This window comes from Deltaproteobacteria bacterium (assembly GCA_016931625.1).
GTDB lineage: Bacteria > Myxococcota > XYA12-FULL-58-9 > XYA12-FULL-58-9 > JAFGEK01 > JAFGEK01.
Map to the genome: position 1 here is coordinate 1 of JAFGEK010000167.1, position 15,874 is coordinate 15,874.

The following is a 15,874-nucleotide window of genomic DNA, read 5'->3' on the forward strand; positions in this document are numbered from 1 at the left end:
GCACCTTAGCAGTTGGACTCTTTGCTCAAGCTCCCTATGCGGCATCTGCCGGGCTTGGCGAAGTTAACGGACTTTTCTTTGGTGGTGGTTTTCACTTGCTTGGTGTTCAAGCACTTGGTGTGGTCTCAGTTGCAGCTTGGGTTCTAAGTGCATCAGCCCTGCTATTCTTTGCGATCAAGAAAATCATTGGTCTGCGCGTCGACGCTCACGACGAAATTCGCGGTCTTGATATCGGTGAACATGGCATGGAAGCTTATGCTGGTTTCCAAATTTTCAGCAATGAATAGGAGGCTATTAACAAAATGAAACTGATTATTGCATACATTCAACCTGAAAAGCTTAATGATGTTAAGCAAGAATTATACAAATCCAAAATCTTAAAAATGTCGGTAACCAATTCATTAGGTTGCGGACAACAAGGCGGTTACCACGAATCGTATCGCGGCGTGGATATTGAAGTAAAGTTGCTTAAAAAAATACGTATTGAAATTGCGGTTAACGAAGATTTCGTTAAACCTACTGTCGAAGCAATCATTAAAGGCGCGCGCACAGGAAATATCGGGGATGGCAAAATTTTCATCCAAGATCTGCAAGAAGTCATACGTATACGTACTGGTGAAACAGGTAATGTCGCCATCGGATGATCCAACTAATCAAGAAGTCGCGCGACCTAAGTGTCGCGCGACCTTGAGAATTGCTAGAGATCTGTGCCAATAAGAAAGCTGCTGGGCAGTATCGCACAGCCTATTCCTAAACCCCGCGAATCACAATAATGTGAATAGCGGGTAAATAAGGAGAATACATGGCCGGCGGCGTTAATAAAGTTATTCTTATTGGTAATTTAGGTGCAGATCCTGAGCTACGCTACACTCCGGGCGGACAGCCTGTAGCCAATTTTCGTATTGCCACTAGTGATACTTGGATAGACAAGCAAGGACAAAAACAAGAACGAACCGAATGGCATCGCATTGTTGCCTGGGGTAAACTCGCGGAATTATGCGGTGAATATCTTACCAAAGGGCGTCAAGTTTATATTGAAGGCAAATTGCAAACTCGCCAATGGGAAGATCGTGATGGCAATAAACGTTATACTACCGATATTGTCGCTCGCGAACTTACATTTTTAGGCAATCGCGGCGATGGCGCTCCTGCTGGCAATCGCAATAAAGCATCTGCAGGCACAACATTAAATTCGGCTGATGATCCTGGCTATGATTACGGGCCTCCGCCAATGGGTGATGATAACGTACCCTTCTAGCTAACAACAAAATAAAAAAACGCCGAAGTTTTGAGCTTTTGAGCACAACAGCGTTATAATGTAGTGCGTGAACAATAGCACAAAATCTCAAGACGCTTCTGTTGTGCATCAACACGACCGCGGTTTGCTACGTGTCCGTAATAGGCTGCAAGAAATTCAAAGGCATGACCTCAATACGATAGAAAGTCGATTTCATCGAGTTTTTTTTAAAATTATTCAAGTCTTATTATTAGTGGGAAGACTTGATATCATCAGTCGATTGCAATTGCATGCCCAAGCTTTAACCTATGACACTATGTTAGCCATTGTACCTTTGCTGGCTATTGTTTTTGCGGTAGTTAGTGGTTTTGGCGGTCTTGCTGATCTTCGTATTCACTTAGAAGAACTCATACTTAATAATATTTCAGCAGCGGATGAAGTTCGTGCGGCAGTAGGAGATTATTTACACCGAGTATTTAGCTCTTTTAATACCGGGACTTTTAGTGCCATTTCTATTGTGGTTCTTATCTATTCAGTATTATCCCTACTCGGTCACATTGAATTTTCGATCAACAATGTGTTTGGCACCAAGTCCCAAAGACCATGGTTATCAAGGTTGATTACTTACTGGGCTCTGCTTACTCTTGGACCAGTGCTACTTGGCGCTTCGTTTGCATTAACGGCAGCTCTGCAAAGCTCGAGTATAGGAAATATTCTTACTGGTCTTGGTTTTAGTGGCATTTTAATACGCCTGTTGCCTTTAATAATTACCTGGATAGCTTTTGCCTCAATTTATGCAGTTGTTCCAAATATTCGTGTTCGCCCTTCAGCCGCAATATTTGCTGCTGTAGTAGCCGGTTCTCTTTGGGCCTTGGCGAAATTTCTTTATGCCATTTATGCCAAGCGTTATCTCTCAGTACAAAATATATATGGCTCGTTAGCAGCAGTACCGCTATTTATTTTATGGATATATGTATCTTGGCTATTGGTTCTGCTGGGAGCCCAGCTTGCTTTTGCTTATCAACATGCCTCAACATACGCTAAAGAAACACAAGCTCAAAACGCTAATCAAGCTTACCGCGAGCGTGTTGCCTGCAGAACTTTTCTTGAAATAGCTTATGATTTCTTTTTAGGTAATCAACCAACTGATCCTGATCGATTAGCTAAAAATCTCGATATTCCAAGACGTTTAATTGAAGCAGTGGTTGCCAATTTAAAAATTGGCGGCTTTGTACATGAGGTTGAAGGTGGCGGCTTGTTGCCGGCAAAAGACATTTCGCAAGTTAGTGTTGCGGACATTATAAATTTAATGCGCGTTGGTATTGGTGTGCGTTTGGCAATAAATGATGATCATACCCAAAAGGTATTAGATGAGCTTCTCGACAGTTTAGATCGCGATCTGATACATAAAGTTGGAGATATTAACTTTCGTGATCTCATACAAAGTTTGGATGACACTGCCACTAGTTCGTTGACAGCAGAGGCGCAAGGCGAAAATACTCTACGTGTTAATACTTAAAAATTATCAATTGCTGGTGACGAAGTATTTATTGTAGTTTGGAGGTATTTCGTGTTTACGGTTACAGTCACTGAAAAATGTGGGAAAATACAAATACTTGAGTTCGAAAAAAACGAACTGACCGTAGGGCGTACACAGTTAAATGATATCGTATTACCTAAAGGTAACATTTCTAAACAACACGCACGTATTATTTGTAAAAATGGTTCATTTATCGTCATCGACTCTAAAAGCACTAATGGTACCTTCATCAATGGTAACCGTATCAGTGAACCCTATGATTTAAAAAACTCTGATAAAATTGATATTGGCGATTTCACTATTAGTATTAAAAAGAAACGAAAGAAAAAATTAGGCCCCAATGACCCCACCGGGCCTCATGAAATCCCTAAACCACCTGAAGAAAACAAACACCAAGAACCAGAAAGTAGTAATGAGCCTGCAGAGGGTGAAGCTTATAACGATGACTGGTCACAGGCCGATGATGACGCCGTAAATGCTTTAGAAGAAAGCAGCGGTATCCTATCTTCTGATGAAATATTAGAAGTTAGTGGTCAAGAAGATATCGTAGAGCCAGAAAAAAACGATACTGATCACCTTGTTGACCAAGCAGTAGCTCCAACTGAAGCGCGAGATATTTTAGGTGTATCTCTATTAAATCAATGGCTTCATGACGATACAATTTCTGCAATTACAGCTAATGGCCCGTATAGCATTCAAATAGACCGCAGTGGACAAATTGAACATAGTGAACAATTATTTGCTGATGTAAATGATATGACCGAAGCTATTAGGCAGGTAGCTAATATAAATACCGGTAGCAATGAACAAAATAGCCCTATTATTGATACACGTTTTGAAGATGGTACTTATTTTAATGCAATTTTAACGCCATGGGCAGTCGATGGCCCAAGTCTTATTATTCGTAAACAATCGCAAGAGCCTTTACAAGTCGATGAACTAGTGGCGCACGAAACTCTTACTGCGGCCATGAGTATTTTCTTAGAAAACTGTGTCTTGGCAAGAAAAAATATTATTGTTACCGGCTGCTATGACAGCGGTAAAACAACTACATTAAATGTATTAGCAAATTTTATTCCAGTCGAACAACGGGTTGTCACTATCGAAAACGTCTGTGAATTACGTCTCGAACTTGATGACGTTGTTCGATTGCAGGCAAATCCACAAGATGCAAATGGTACCAAACAGTCGGTGTCTTTATATAATTTAGTGCATACGGCAATGGGATTTCGCACCGAACGTTTAATCCTTGGTGATTGCCAAGGAGATGAAGCGCTAGCTTGGCTGCATGCTTTAAGTAATGGTTTTGATGGTTCGCTGCTAGCAATACAGGCTCACAATACTGCTAGCGCCTTGTTGCGCCTTGAAACTTTAGCTTTAGCCGCTTATGATAATGCTGCAATAAAACAAACCTTGCGTGAACTAATAGCAAACAATGTTGATATTATTGTGCATCAACGCCGCTTCGCTGATGGAGTACGCCGTGTTGCTGCTATCGCAGAAGTCGTTGGGGTTGAGGGTGATTTTGTTGCCACTCGCAACCTTTTTATTTTCGACCATAAAGGTCTTGACTCGCAAGGAAAAATACTCGGGCGTTTTCGCCCTACTGGTATCGTACCGAGCTTTTATGACAGCTTACAAGAGTTCGGTATTACCGCCGATGCTTCGATATTTCAATTGTAGTTTTTTCTGGTGAACCAATGAACTATTTTGCCTCTAATAAAGAAGCTTGGAATGAAGTGTTTGCCAAACATCAAAAAGGCTATAAACCTAATCCCATACACGAGCAACTTAAACATCATTTTTCTTATATTGATAATAATCTCAAACAAGCCTTAGAGCTTATTGGCTACAAAAACAAAAATATTGCACAATTTTGTTGCAATAACAGCCGAGAAATACTCTCAATAGTTAACTCGGGCGCCAAATCTGGAGTGGGATTCGATATTTCTGAAAATTTCATCAATGAAGGTAACACGTTTTCATTAACCACAACCACTGGCACCATTTGGTTTAGCTGGTTTAACTATTTGCCCATCTTAAATTAGTTGGGGGAAAAATTTATTGAACTATAGATGCCAGATGTGCAATCGGTTCCATCATTAACTGCATCAGCTCTTCTGCTAATGGAGTTAATCTATTATCATGTTGCCATGCAGGGTGTTGCTTAATAGTCGATTGTAAAGTTTCTATACGTTTTAGCACTATCTTTAATGCACCACCTTCACGAAACCTTTTAATAAAATATGTTACATCATCAAGCTTTGTTACCTGACGTTCAGTTCGTAAGAGAGTTAATAATTCCGCCTGTTCTTCGGAATTTTCTAATAGATGGGCAACAACTAAACAGCTCACTTTACCTTCGTATAGATCAGAACCAACTAAGTCACGTCCTTTATTGCCATATAAATCAAGAACGTCATCTTGCATCTGAAACAACAGACCAAGTTTGGCAAAAGGTTCTGCTATCATTGTAGCAGTTTCTGAATCATAACCTGCGATAAGTGCCGCCCCCAAAACTGGCAATTCAAAAAGAGCGCTAGTCTTACCGATAGCAATGCTATCATAATTGTGCCAATCGATTGAGTCATGACTGCGAAGCGCTTGCTCTTGAGCTTGACCGCGAATTACGGCAACCGTTCGCGTAGATAAGGCATAACATAATTGCCAACGAATGGTGTCTGGCACCAGTATTTTCTCAACCATTGAATACGGTGCAATCAACATTAAATCGCCGACATTAATCGCCTGAATAGCACCATGACGCGCCCAAACGGTTGTCTGACCTCGGCGTTGCTCATCGCCGTCTTGCAAGTCATCATGCACAAGCGTCGCATTATGAACTAACTCACAAACAGCAGCCCAATTAATACCTACCTCACGAGCCGCTGCAAATGCATTAACAGCAGCAAAGGCTAAGCGAGCACGCAAACGTTTGCCGCCCGTTTGCAAATGTTCGGCAGCAAAACCTCCAGCAACGTCATTTACATCGACCGTCTGCAACATTATTGATTCAACTTCTGCAAGAGCATCAACGATAAATGAACTATTTATGAGGCTCGGCATGTTTTCTACCAAGCACAAAATAGGTTGTCTCGTAAACAAATTAAAACAATATTTTTAATTCGACCACTAATCAGGCATAGCTCTGATCAAATGATGCAAAATGAGACACTAGTGTTTCATTTTGCGACATAGATTTTTTTATTGGTCTTTATTCGGTGTCTGGCACCAAAAATGTCGTTTAATTTCAAACTAATAAACCCACAAGCAATTTTGGCACAATTATTGTATGAAAAAATGGCCACAATAATATTATTTTTTGGGGGGAATATTTACATGCATCGTATTGAATGGAGTTATGGCTCTGACCAAGGATCATGCTTTTCAGCAGATGGTTTACTGCATTTGCCAATCCACGTAGCTGAAGCAAAAGAGAAATACAGTGTCGCGCTTATGCCGCGACATGCTTTATTGCTATCAAACGAAGGCGCACAATTATTACCTGCAGGTGAATGTACTAACACAGAAGGATTATCTCTAACATGGCACCCAAGCACCTATATACATTATAAAACTGATGTATCTGATTTCAATTCTGACACAATTACGATAAAAAAAGAACCACCAAATTTACTAACAACTCCACAAGGGCAAAAATATACTATTGGCGACACACCTTTTTTAATTGGCCGACATCATTCTTGCAATCTCAGTTTAAATGATACTCAAGCATCATTATTTCATTGTGCATTATTAAGAGTAGATAACGGCATACGGGTAATTGATATGGCTAGCGCCAAAGGTACTTTGATCGACAGTGTACGTATTCAACAAGCAATTATAATTCATCGTGCAATCATAACTGTTGGTCGCACACGTTTGTTACTTGCTAAAGACGATACCATTAGTTTGCTTGCTAAATTACCTTCAAAACCCATGCAAAATCTACGCGAACAAATTAAACGAGTAGCGCCAACAAACCTACCTGTTCTGATCACCGGCGAAAGTGGGACCGGCAAAGATATTGTAGCAAATGAAATACACGCAACTAGCGGACGTAATGGCCCAATGATTTGTATCAATGCCGCTACAGTTTCACCATCTTTAGCCGCTAGTGAACTTTTTGGACATGTTCGCGGCGCTTTTACTGGCGCCGATCGCAACCATATGGGTGCTTTTATGCGCGCTCATCGTGGCACCTTGTTTCTTGATGAAATCGCTGAGTTATCTCTCTCGGTACAAGCCGAATTATTACGTGCGGTAGAACTTGGGCGTATACAGCGACTTGGTGAAACCCAAGAAACTGAAGTTGACGTCCGTATTGTTGCCGCTAGTCATCGTGACTTAGCCGCACGAGTACGTGCTAATGCCTTTCGCGAAGATCTCTATCATCGCCTGTGCGTTTTTCCGATCATTGTTCCGCCCTTGCGTGAACGTCGCAGTGATATTGATGCTATTACTGAACAATTTTTTGCAACTCAAGCTTCGCAATTTCATCTCAGTCTTGCCGCGCGCAATAAATTAATTAGGCATGATTGGCAGGGCAATGTTCGCGAATTACTAAATACTCTGCGACGTGCCTGCGCCTTTGCAAAAACTTATAGAATAGAGGGTACTGATATAAAATTTTTACCGCCACTGTCGAAAAATAGCGAACTAGACGATGTAATTATTCAACGAGTATTAAAAACATTTGACCGTACTGATAGTGTAGCAATCACTGCACAAAAACTTGGTATTCGCCGCAGTACGGTACATCGCATTTTAAACAACCGTCGACGCGCTCAACGTCAAGGAACTATTATTAAATTTGATTCTATTGACGATGATGCTTGACAGAATACATTGTTCTGCCATGGCGTCAAAACTTACAAACGAAATGTTTCAGATATCTTGCCCCTATCGGCGATAACCTTTATGGATGGTTTTATCATAATTCTTTAGGAGTTGAACAATGCGCTTTGTTAAGATCGCTGCTAGCATTTTGGTAGTTATAGCTGCAGCATCAATAACGTACGCACAAAATCCCCTTGCTCGTACTAATGAACTTGTAGCTTTATTTAAACAGGTTAAAAAAGCAGAAAAAGGTAAAAGTTTATCGTCTGCTGAGCAAAAAGCTAATGATGCAATTTATAAACAACTTGACGATTTTTACGATTTTGACACAATAGCTAGTGAACCTTTAAAACCACATAAAAATAAACTAACCCCAGCGCAACAAGCTAAAATTTTACCTAATTTTAAGGAACTTATTCGCCTTGTTGCTTATCCACAGTCTGGCGGTTTTTTGCAGGGAGCAAATTATAAAATTAAAGCTGGTCCCACTGCCAATGAAACCCAAATGGACGCTAATGCACCTGAAAAAGATTTTGAAACCACCGTAATATTTCGATGGCAAAAACAAAAAAATACTTGGCGTATAATTGATGTAAGTTTTGATGGTGCTTCACTTATTCAAGACTATAAAAATCAATTTGGTCGAATTATAAAGAAAGAAGGTGGGGAAGGTTTAATAAAAAAATTAGAGAAGCGTCTTGATAAAGAACGCAAAAAACAAGGTAAATAATAAAATGAAACTTGCCGGGGTCCCCTTAACCTTGATCACGGCCATAATACATCTATTATGTCTGCCAACTAGTGCTAACGAAATTGACAGCGCAAAGCAGCAGCATGAATACAATGTTGATGACTGCATTCGTGTTGCGATTGAAGCTAATGCTCAAATTTTACAAGCCGAAACAAAAGTGCAACAATGGCTGGCTCGTCTTAATGAAGTTGAATCAACTTATTGGCCAAAACTAAACGCCATTACCTATATTGCCCCAATGTATACGGTACGCGGCAATGTCGATAATTATGAAACTCGTTGGCGTAAACTTCAAGACTGGGGTCCATATACACATTTAAAGGCTACCCTATCATTACCGTTATATTCTTTTGGCCGTGTTGAAGCTGGTGCAAAGGCAGCTGCCAGCCGTGCCGCAGTTGAACAAGCGCGCGTACGTGAAGCACGAAACGCAGTAATTCTTGAGGTAAAACGATTTTATTATAATCGCTTATTTGCGCTTAGTATGTTGCCTTCTCTGCAAAGTGCTGCTGATACAGTAAAAGAAGCACTCGAATATGCCAATAAGGTTTATGCTGAAGGTAGCGGAGAAGTCACTCAAGTAGATCTTGCCAAATTACAATATGCGCAAAGTCAAGTTGAAAAGTATTTATTAATCTCTGAAAATAATATTAGCAATGCAACTGCCGCACTAAAACACACCATGGGAATTGCTGATCATACCGAAATAATTTTTACTGATAAAACCCTGCCAGCAATACCCGATGATTTTAAAATCACTTTAGCGCAAGCAGTCTTAATTGCCTCAAAACAAAGACCTGAATGGGCAGAAATTCAACAAGGTAAAACCGCTGCATTGGCGCTGGCCCAAGCAGAAAAACTCGCAAATGCCCCTACACTTTTTACCGCAGGCGAATTTAGTTATGATTGGGCGCCAACGCGTGATGATTCTACTAACCCTTATTTATCTGACCGCTATAATGATATTTTTGCTGGAGTTGCAGTTGGTTTTAAATTTGATCTTGATCCTGCTTTAAGCAAGGCTAAAGAACAAAACGCCCAAGCTCTAGTTAGTGAAACTGAGGCGTTAGATCGATTTGCAAAAACAGGTATACCATTGCAGGTAAAAAAAGCGCACAATGATACCATGCATTATGGCGCACTAGATATAGTAGCAAAGCAAGGTGTTAAAGCTACCAAACGTTGGCTGACCTTTTCAGCTTCAGCGTATACAACCGGTCTCGGTGAAGCTCGTAATGTTATTGAAGGACTTGCAAGTTATTTACAAGCTCGTCGAGATTACTTGGAAAATGTTCAAAACTACTTTATAGCTCGTGCTGAGCTTGACTATGCTATGGGTGTGGATCCTTTAAATATAGAACAATCCTATAGCTTGCTTAAAAAGTAGTTAAGGGGCAAACCATGGTATCTGGTGATCGTCGCAAACAAGACCGCCGTCAAAAACAAACCAAGGTTACGGTTGAAAGACGTGCGCAGTCACGACGTCAAATTGACAGGCGTTCAACTAAACGCATTCCACTAGAACTATGGATGGAAGAGGTTGCTGGAGACGATGTATATTTTCGACGCTCCGGTAATATTGGCGAAGGCGGGGTTTATTTTGATAAAGTCGTACCTCACGTTATCGGCACTATGGTAACGCTAAAATTTGCTCTTCCGGGCGAACATGAAATGATTGTGGCTCGCGGTGAAGTAGTTAGTAACACCAGTGAAAAAACCAAACTTGGTATGCGTGTAAAATTTATTGCTATAGAAGGTGACGGCCGCCGTCGTTTACGCGATTTTATTACACGTGCAGTTTAGTTAAACCAGATGAGCAACATCAAATATTTCGTACGCCCTGAGTTTTTTAAATGGTCGTGTGGTTAGACGTTGCTCAACATATTTGGTAATACCAATAGATAAATTCGAGGCATACGGGATACTTGGTAAAACAGAAAGCGACTATATCCATTTAGGGAGCATTATTAAGATGTCAGATTCACCAACGGCAAAGCGCGACGCAAAGTCACTTATTAATTCTATTCTTGCCTCTACACCAGACTCTAGTTCTAATTCTCAACAAACTAATACCGCCACTGAACAAAATAGCACGACATCAACATCAATTAGTTCTGCGGCTGCACCACAAAATAAAACCGTAGAAAAAACGCCTCAAACTACCGCAGAGACTTCTTCAATTTCAACACCAACAGCTGCCATAGACAACACTGAAGAACCTCTTGATGATAGTAGCAATGAGATCGATGCTGCACAATTGATGACTGATGACCCTGACACTTTAGCCAGTGACCTTATCGAAGTCTATTTTCAATCTGAAGAACCTGAAGAACGAGATCTAATATTTGATCGCTTGCTCACCATTGATTCCCCAATCGTCAACGAATTTTTACGTGCGATGATGCTTGAGGATGAAGATGATTTTATGCGATCAACCGCAGCAGTGGCTTTAGCACAAAATGGCGATGCTGATGCAATAGCTAAACTTGAAGAAGATCTGGTTTCTGCTGAAGACTCAGTTTTTTTTGCCAATGCCATTGATGGTCTTAGCGTAGTTAAGGGGCCTGAGTTTTACGACACCTTAAAACAGATGTGGCAAGACCCTTCACGTGATGCTGATATGCAACGTCAAGCAATGTTTGGCATGGATAAAGTAGACTCCTTAAAGGCCCTTGATGATTTCGTCACTTTTATTAACCAAATACAAGATTTAAATTTATTAGCAGAAGATCAGCTTGAAGTAGCAATTATGATTTTTACCCGCCACGAATATAAGCCCGGCCTTCAAACTTTGCAGGTTTTGCATCAACGTATAGACAAAGCGCCTGAACTTGATGACTATGCACGTGAAGGTCTATTAGAATTAGTGCAAGAAGGCATCAATCTGCTTATCGAGTAAACTAACTTTCACCCCAGCTTAGTTTTTTACGCAAAATCTCAAAATAGCTTCTCCCAGGCATATGTAATAAACGTAAAGGTATAGGCGCGGCGGTTATTTCTAAAATATCGCCACTTTGAAATTCTTGCCCAAATTGCCCATCAAGCGTAACAAACACTTTGCTATCTGAATCCAGAAATACTTTTATGATACCATCAATTGGCAGTACTAAAGGACGTTGCGAAAGTGCATGCGGGCAAATTGGGGTTAAAGCAATCGCAGCGATATCCGGCGCTAGTATTGAACCACCAGCAGCCATTGAATAAGCAGTTGAGCCAGTAGGTGTAGCAATAATTACCCCATCACCACGCAACACTGTAACTAGTTCATCATTTAGATTAACTCGGTATAAAGCAACGCGTGATAATGCTAATTGCGCTACCACTGCATCATTAAGAATTCTCTTTTGCAATCTAACTGCACCATTACGAATTATTTTTGCATCTAAACGTAATCGATCAGTATAAGGTAATTCTCCGGCTAATGCCCGAGGCAACAATGAATTTAACTCAGCTCGTAAAACCTCAGCTAAAAACCCAACCCGACCAAGGTTAACTCCCAATACCGGTACTACTCTTTGAGTTAGTAACGAAGCTGCATGAATAAGAGTACCATCTCCACCAAAAGCAACGACAAGATCACTAGCCTGCTCAAATTCTGTGCGATCAACCCCAATATATGCAGTATTGTGATTCTCTAAAGCGTGTGGTCCTTCACGTTCAACTAAAAGACGCGCATGCGGAACAATACTAAGTAATAATTCGGCGATACCTACAGCATCAGTAGTGTGTGGTTTGCATACTACGCCAATAGTTGTTGCCATTTAAGTATTATCCAATCTTGCAGTTGGTAAAAATATATTTAGCTCTATAAAAACTAATGAAAACTGATTGTGCAAGAGACTAAATTTCGCTTATTGCGTCCCAAAGCTCAATACGATCGCCGCCACGCTCTTTGGCCCGATCGAGACTTGCCTCAGCAGCATTTATTAACTCATCAATGGATTCAATATCTTTATTCGGAAATGTCGCGGTACCTACAGATAAGGTAACCATACCACCTTGCTGGTGCGGAAAAGTGTGCGCCCTTACCGCATCGCATAAGCGTTCAGAAGTAAAACGTGCTTCAGACATATCAGTTTGTAACAAGAGTGCTGCAAATTTCTCACCACCAAGACGAGCCAATACATCGCTTGAGCGCAAATTTTTCGATAATACCACCGCCAATTCAGTAATAATTGCATCGCCGATTAAATAACCAACACGATTGTTAACTTCGCGAAAACGATCAACATCAAGAATAGATACCGACATTGAGAACTGATGACGCCGCGAACGAGCTAATTCACGACGCGTAATATCAAAAAAACTACGACGATTAGGCAGACCAGTAAGATCATCATGAGTACCCAAAACGCGATAGCGTTCATTGGCGCGTCTTAGCTCTGTTTGCAGTCCTAATAAACGCAATTGCACTTGGATACGATTAATAAGTTCTATGGTTGAAAATGGTTTAGTTAGATAATCATTAACCCCTGATTCAAAACTTGTTGTTCTTGTTTCACCATCAGCACGAGAAGTAACTAAAATTACCGGTAAGCTTTCAGGGTCATATTGTTTACGTACTGCCCGTAATAGTTCAATGCCATCAAGTCTTGGCATAATGATGTCAGCGATGATGATATCAACATCTCCTGAAACAGCTATTGGTAAAGCTTCTGCACCATCACCCGCCTCGAGTACTTGCAAGTCAAGTTTTGCTTCTGTAAGAGCGCGATTAATAGTTGATCGCGCGGCCTCACTATCATCAACCACTAGGACGGTCGCAGCCACTGCAAACTCCTTAAGATTCTTTAAATAACAACCAATATAAATAACAGACTGCTTATTTGCGTTGCTGCCTCCATTTATTAGCTCGGTACTACTACCAAATATTTAAAGCGCTGCTCGGTCAGGTTTATACATGTATCCAACATGCTGTAATAAGCAGATGCGATTACGCCCTTCGCGTTTGGCTTGGTACAATGCTTGATCAGCAAGGTCGGCAAGCTGCTCTACAGTGTTAACATTTTTATTAGGATAAAAAGATATACCAACAGATACAGTACAATGAGTATTACACTTGCCGTCTTGAAAGTCTTTTGTCGAGACTGTTCGCCAAATACGATCAGCAACCGTTAACGAACCAGAAAAATGGGTTTGTGGTAAAAAGACCATGAATTCATCACCACCATAGCGAGCACAAACATCAACTTCACGCACACTTTCACGTAAAATGTTAGCAACGTCAGATAGCACGCGATCACCAAAAAGATGACCGTAGCGATCATTAACCTCTTTAAATTGATCAATGTCGATCATTAGCAAGGCAAGCGGCTCATTGTATCGCTGAGCCCGTGAAAACTCGTCACGCAAACGATGCTGTAAAGCGCGATGATTTAATAATCCCGTTAGATCATCCGTGGCAGATAATGCTTCGAGGTCTCGTCTTTTTGCATTGATTTTATCTTGTAGACTTTTGATACGCAGCATTGATTGAACGCGAGCACGCAACTCAAGTGGATTGTATGGTTTAGCCAAATAATCATCTGCCCCAAGTTTGAGACCCGCCACTTTAGAATCAATATCGCCTTGCACCGTGACTAAAATTATCGGAATAAACGAATCATTAGCCATCGATTTGACAATACGGCATACTTCAAGGCCGTTCATACGTGGCATCATGACGTCGAGAATAAGCAAATCAGGAATAACCTGACGAATACGCTCTATTGCTTGAACACCATCACTAGCAGTCTCGATTATCAAACCCATGCCATCTAGGGTTTCACGAACCAAATGCAAATTCACATGGTCGTCATCAACGACTAGTATGCGTTGTTTATTTTGTTGATTACCTTGCGCTTCGATCGCTAGCCTCCGAACCTATTAAAATTAATGGTACCACATGGTTGAGTATCGCTGCGAGTCCCACTTATTTTTTTTCCCAAAACCATCGGTTTCTTCACTTTTTAACCTCGAATTTACCTATTTCTTGATTTTAACCTCGAGTCTTTATGATTTCTTGATTTCTTACGTCTTAAATCTTACCCTGCCGATCTTAAAGCAGGTATAAATTAATACATCATTTTATAGATCCTCTCGACCAAAAGTGTCTGAGGGTGTAGCGATTATTCATATATGGCCACGGGTTATAGTCTACGCGAAGTTGCTCGCATGCTGAAAATTCCTGAGCAGCGCATTCGTGATTTTGTACGTGCGGGTATCCTAAGCGCTGACAACAACAAAACTGCGTCTAAAGAAATAAAGTTTGATTTTCGTGACATGCTAGTTTTACGTATGGCCATGCGCTTAATTAGCAATGGTCTTTCGTCTCGGCGCGTCAAAAAATCATTCATATTATTACAAAATCAAATTCGTAACGATCTTCCATTATCTGGTGTGCAGTTATTTGCTGAGAGCGGCAAAGTTATAGCTAGCGATGGGCATACCCTTTGGGAACCTGAAAGTGGTCAACAGCGTTTGCGCTTTGATGTTTTTGATGACGATGAACACGATGATGGTCAAACAGCTCAATCTAGAAAATATATCGTAAACAAAAATATTACCGAGCAAAAAAATGTTACTAAACCTGAATTAAATACCCCAATAAATGCTGATGGGTTACCCGCAAGTGCTGATGGCTGGTTTGATGTTGCCATGCAGCTTGAAGATTTTGAGCCACATCGCGCGTATGAAGCATATCTAAAAGCATTAGAAGCTAATCCCGAGCATGTCGATGCCTATATTAATGTTGGTCGCTTATGCTCAACTGCGGGTGAATTTAATCGTGCCGCGGCCTTTTTTAGGCAAGCAATACGAGTTGATCCTACTCATCCGGTAGCTCATTTTAACCTGGCAGTCACCTTGCACGATATAGGCGAACTTGAACCTGCGCGTGAAGCCTATCGTGATGCAATTGCTCACGATCCATATTTTGCTGATGCTCACTATAATCTTGCCGCGTTGCTTGAACAAATGGGCGATCATGATGGTGCTATACGTCATCGTCAACTTTATGACGCAGTAATACATCAACCAGGTTGATCCTATAAAAAATTATTAGTCTGGCTCTGGCACCAAAGTCTTGCCAAAGTCTTGACCCAATATGTGTGATTCTGCTAGCTAGCGGCTCTTTGCTTCTCGTTGCGGTTGCAGTTTTTTAAAGCGCCAGCAACGTTATTTTATACAGCGGGGTGGTAGTTAAGTCGGTTATAACGCCGGTCTGTCACGCCGGAGGCCGCGGGTTCAAGTCCCGTCCACCCCGCCATTTTTTAAAATCGGCCATATCAGCAATCATATCAAACGGTTTTCTGTAATCATATTCAATAGTTTCACCAATCAAACGACAGTTCGATACGACCACATCAATTAGTCGCCGTTGTTCACGTGGTTCTTGAGAAACATAAAGAGAATAGGCAAGTTGCGCGAGTTCGATAATTTTAACACCCTCGCAAAAATATGTTGCCGCCGCATGGTCATGAGTCTCTATTTGGCGAGCAATCTCAATCCGTTCTTTTTCCCATTCAGC

Annotated in this window: 16 protein-coding genes and 1 tRNA gene; 13 read left to right on the forward strand and 4 right to left on the reverse strand. The window is 41.0% G+C overall.

Annotated elements, in window-relative coordinates; genetic code table 11:
* The 6 genes from JW841_14360 to JW841_14385 form a co-directional block, all read left to right on the forward strand.
* Positions 1 to 287 (forward strand): ammonium transporter (locus tag JW841_14360; protein ID MBN1962121.1); only part of this gene is annotated, 287 nt, incomplete at its 5' end.
* Positions 288 to 302: 15 nt separating this feature from the next.
* Positions 303 to 644 (forward strand): P-II family nitrogen regulator, encoded by a 342-nt coding sequence (locus tag JW841_14365; GenBank protein MBN1962122.1) that lies wholly within the window; start codon positions 303 to 305, stop codon positions 642 to 644.
* Between the two features lie 158 nt (positions 645 to 802).
* Positions 803 to 1,258: a single-stranded DNA-binding protein gene (locus tag JW841_14370; protein MBN1962123.1), complete on the forward strand. Its 456-nt coding sequence runs from the start codon at positions 803 to 805 to the stop codon at positions 1,256 to 1,258.
* 67 nt (positions 1,259 to 1,325) lie between these two features.
* Positions 1,326 to 2,756: a YihY family inner membrane protein gene (locus tag JW841_14375; protein MBN1962124.1), complete on the forward strand. Its 1,431-nt coding sequence runs from the start codon at positions 1,326 to 1,328 to the stop codon at positions 2,754 to 2,756.
* A gap of 51 nt (positions 2,757 to 2,807) precedes the next feature.
* Positions 2,808 to 4,460, forward strand: a complete 1,653-nt coding sequence (tadA, locus tag JW841_14380) for a Flp pilus assembly complex ATPase component TadA (protein ID MBN1962125.1) — start codon at positions 2,808 to 2,810, stop codon at positions 4,458 to 4,460.
* Positions 4,461 to 4,477: 17 nt separating this feature from the next.
* Positions 4,478 to 4,825, forward strand: coding sequence for a hypothetical protein (locus JW841_14385; GenBank protein ID MBN1962126.1), 348 nt, complete (start codon positions 4,478 to 4,480; stop codon positions 4,823 to 4,825).
* A 13-nt stretch (positions 4,826 to 4,838) separates the two neighbouring features.
* Here JW841_14385 and JW841_14390 read toward each other — a convergent pair whose 3' ends face one another.
* The gene (locus JW841_14390; protein ID MBN1962127.1) at positions 4,839 to 5,843 is read right to left on the reverse strand and encodes a polyprenyl synthetase family protein; all 1,005 of its coding nucleotides are present in this window, start codon (positions 5,841 to 5,843) and stop codon (positions 4,839 to 4,841) included.
* Between the two features lie 273 nt (positions 5,844 to 6,116).
* Here JW841_14390 and JW841_14395 point away from each other — a divergent pair, with 273 nt between their 5' ends.
* The 5 genes from JW841_14395 (at position 6,117) to JW841_14415 (ending at position 11,266) form a co-directional block, all read left to right on the forward strand.
* Complete coding sequence (locus tag JW841_14395) at positions 6,117 to 7,616, forward strand: sigma 54-dependent Fis family transcriptional regulator (GenBank protein MBN1962128.1); 1,500 nt, start codon at positions 6,117 to 6,119, stop codon at positions 7,614 to 7,616.
* A gap of 118 nt (positions 7,617 to 7,734) precedes the next feature.
* Positions 7,735 to 8,346, forward strand: a complete 612-nt coding sequence (locus tag JW841_14400) for an ABC transporter substrate-binding protein (protein ID MBN1962129.1) — start codon at positions 7,735 to 7,737, stop codon at positions 8,344 to 8,346.
* A 4-nt stretch (positions 8,347 to 8,350) separates the two neighbouring features.
* Positions 8,351 to 9,754 carry a TolC family protein gene (locus JW841_14405; protein ID MBN1962130.1) on the forward strand — a complete coding sequence of 468 codons (1,404 nt, stop codon included), beginning with the start codon at positions 8,351 to 8,353 and terminating at the stop codon, positions 9,752 to 9,754.
* A 14-nt stretch (positions 9,755 to 9,768) separates the two neighbouring features.
* Positions 9,769 to 10,170: a PilZ domain-containing protein gene (locus tag JW841_14410; protein ID MBN1962131.1), complete on the forward strand. Its 402-nt coding sequence runs from the start codon at positions 9,769 to 9,771 to the stop codon at positions 10,168 to 10,170.
* Between the two features lie 169 nt (positions 10,171 to 10,339).
* Positions 10,340 to 11,266, forward strand: a complete 927-nt coding sequence (locus tag JW841_14415; protein MBN1962132.1) for a HEAT repeat domain-containing protein — start codon at positions 10,340 to 10,342, stop codon at positions 11,264 to 11,266.
* A gap of 1 nt (position 11,267) precedes the next feature.
* Here the strand turns inward: JW841_14415 and JW841_14420 are convergent, their stop codons facing one another.
* From JW841_14420 to JW841_14430, 3 genes are all read right to left on the reverse strand, one after another.
* Positions 11,268 to 12,128, reverse strand: coding sequence for an NAD(+)/NADH kinase (locus JW841_14420; GenBank protein ID MBN1962133.1), 861 nt, complete (start codon positions 12,126 to 12,128; stop codon positions 11,268 to 11,270).
* 79 nt (positions 12,129 to 12,207) lie between these two features.
* Positions 12,208 to 13,137 carry a diguanylate cyclase gene (locus JW841_14425; GenBank protein MBN1962134.1) on the reverse strand — a complete coding sequence of 310 codons (930 nt, stop codon included), beginning with the start codon at positions 13,135 to 13,137 and terminating at the stop codon, positions 12,208 to 12,210.
* A gap of 102 nt (positions 13,138 to 13,239) precedes the next feature.
* Entirely contained in the window at positions 13,240 to 14,154 is a 915-nt protein-coding gene (locus JW841_14430) for a diguanylate cyclase (protein MBN1962135.1), read from the reverse strand.
* Positions 14,155 to 14,484: 330 nt separating this feature from the next.
* Between JW841_14430 and JW841_14435 the strand changes: the two genes are divergently transcribed.
* Together JW841_14435 and JW841_14440 are read left to right on the forward strand one after the other, a co-directional pair.
* Positions 14,485 to 15,390: a tetratricopeptide repeat protein gene (locus JW841_14435; protein MBN1962136.1), complete on the forward strand. Its 906-nt coding sequence runs from the start codon at positions 14,485 to 14,487 to the stop codon at positions 15,388 to 15,390.
* Between the two features lie 146 nt (positions 15,391 to 15,536).
* A tRNA-Asp gene (locus JW841_14440) sits at positions 15,537 to 15,613 on the forward strand.
* Positions 15,614 to 15,874: the final 261 nt, after the last annotated feature.

Coding starts and splice junctions, on each gene's coding strand:
- JW841_14365 (MBN1962122.1), top strand. CDS start 303: ATGAAACTGATTATTGCATACATTCAACCTGAAAAGCTTAATGATGTT.
- JW841_14370 (MBN1962123.1), top strand. CDS start 803: ATGGCCGGCGGCGTTAATAAAGTTATTCTTATTGGTAATTTAGGTGCA.
- JW841_14385 (MBN1962126.1), top strand. CDS start 4,478: ATGAACTATTTTGCCTCTAATAAAGAAGCTTGGAATGAAGTGTTTGCC.
- JW841_14390 (MBN1962127.1), bottom strand. CDS start 5,843: ATGCCGAGCCTCATAAATAGTTCATTTATCGTTGATGCTCTTGCAGAA.
- JW841_14395 (MBN1962128.1), top strand. CDS start 6,117: ATGCATCGTATTGAATGGAGTTATGGCTCTGACCAAGGATCATGCTTT.
- JW841_14400 (MBN1962129.1), top strand. CDS start 7,735: ATGCGCTTTGTTAAGATCGCTGCTAGCATTTTGGTAGTTATAGCTGCA.
- JW841_14405 (MBN1962130.1), top strand. CDS start 8,351: ATGAAACTTGCCGGGGTCCCCTTAACCTTGATCACGGCCATAATACAT.
- JW841_14410 (MBN1962131.1), top strand. CDS start 9,769: ATGGTATCTGGTGATCGTCGCAAACAAGACCGCCGTCAAAAACAAACC.
- JW841_14415 (MBN1962132.1), top strand. CDS start 10,340: ATGTCAGATTCACCAACGGCAAAGCGCGACGCAAAGTCACTTATTAAT.
- JW841_14420 (MBN1962133.1), bottom strand. CDS start 12,128: ATGGCAACAACTATTGGCGTAGTATGCAAACCACACACTACTGATGCT.
- JW841_14435 (MBN1962136.1), top strand. CDS start 14,485: ATGGCCACGGGTTATAGTCTACGCGAAGTTGCTCGCATGCTGAAAATT.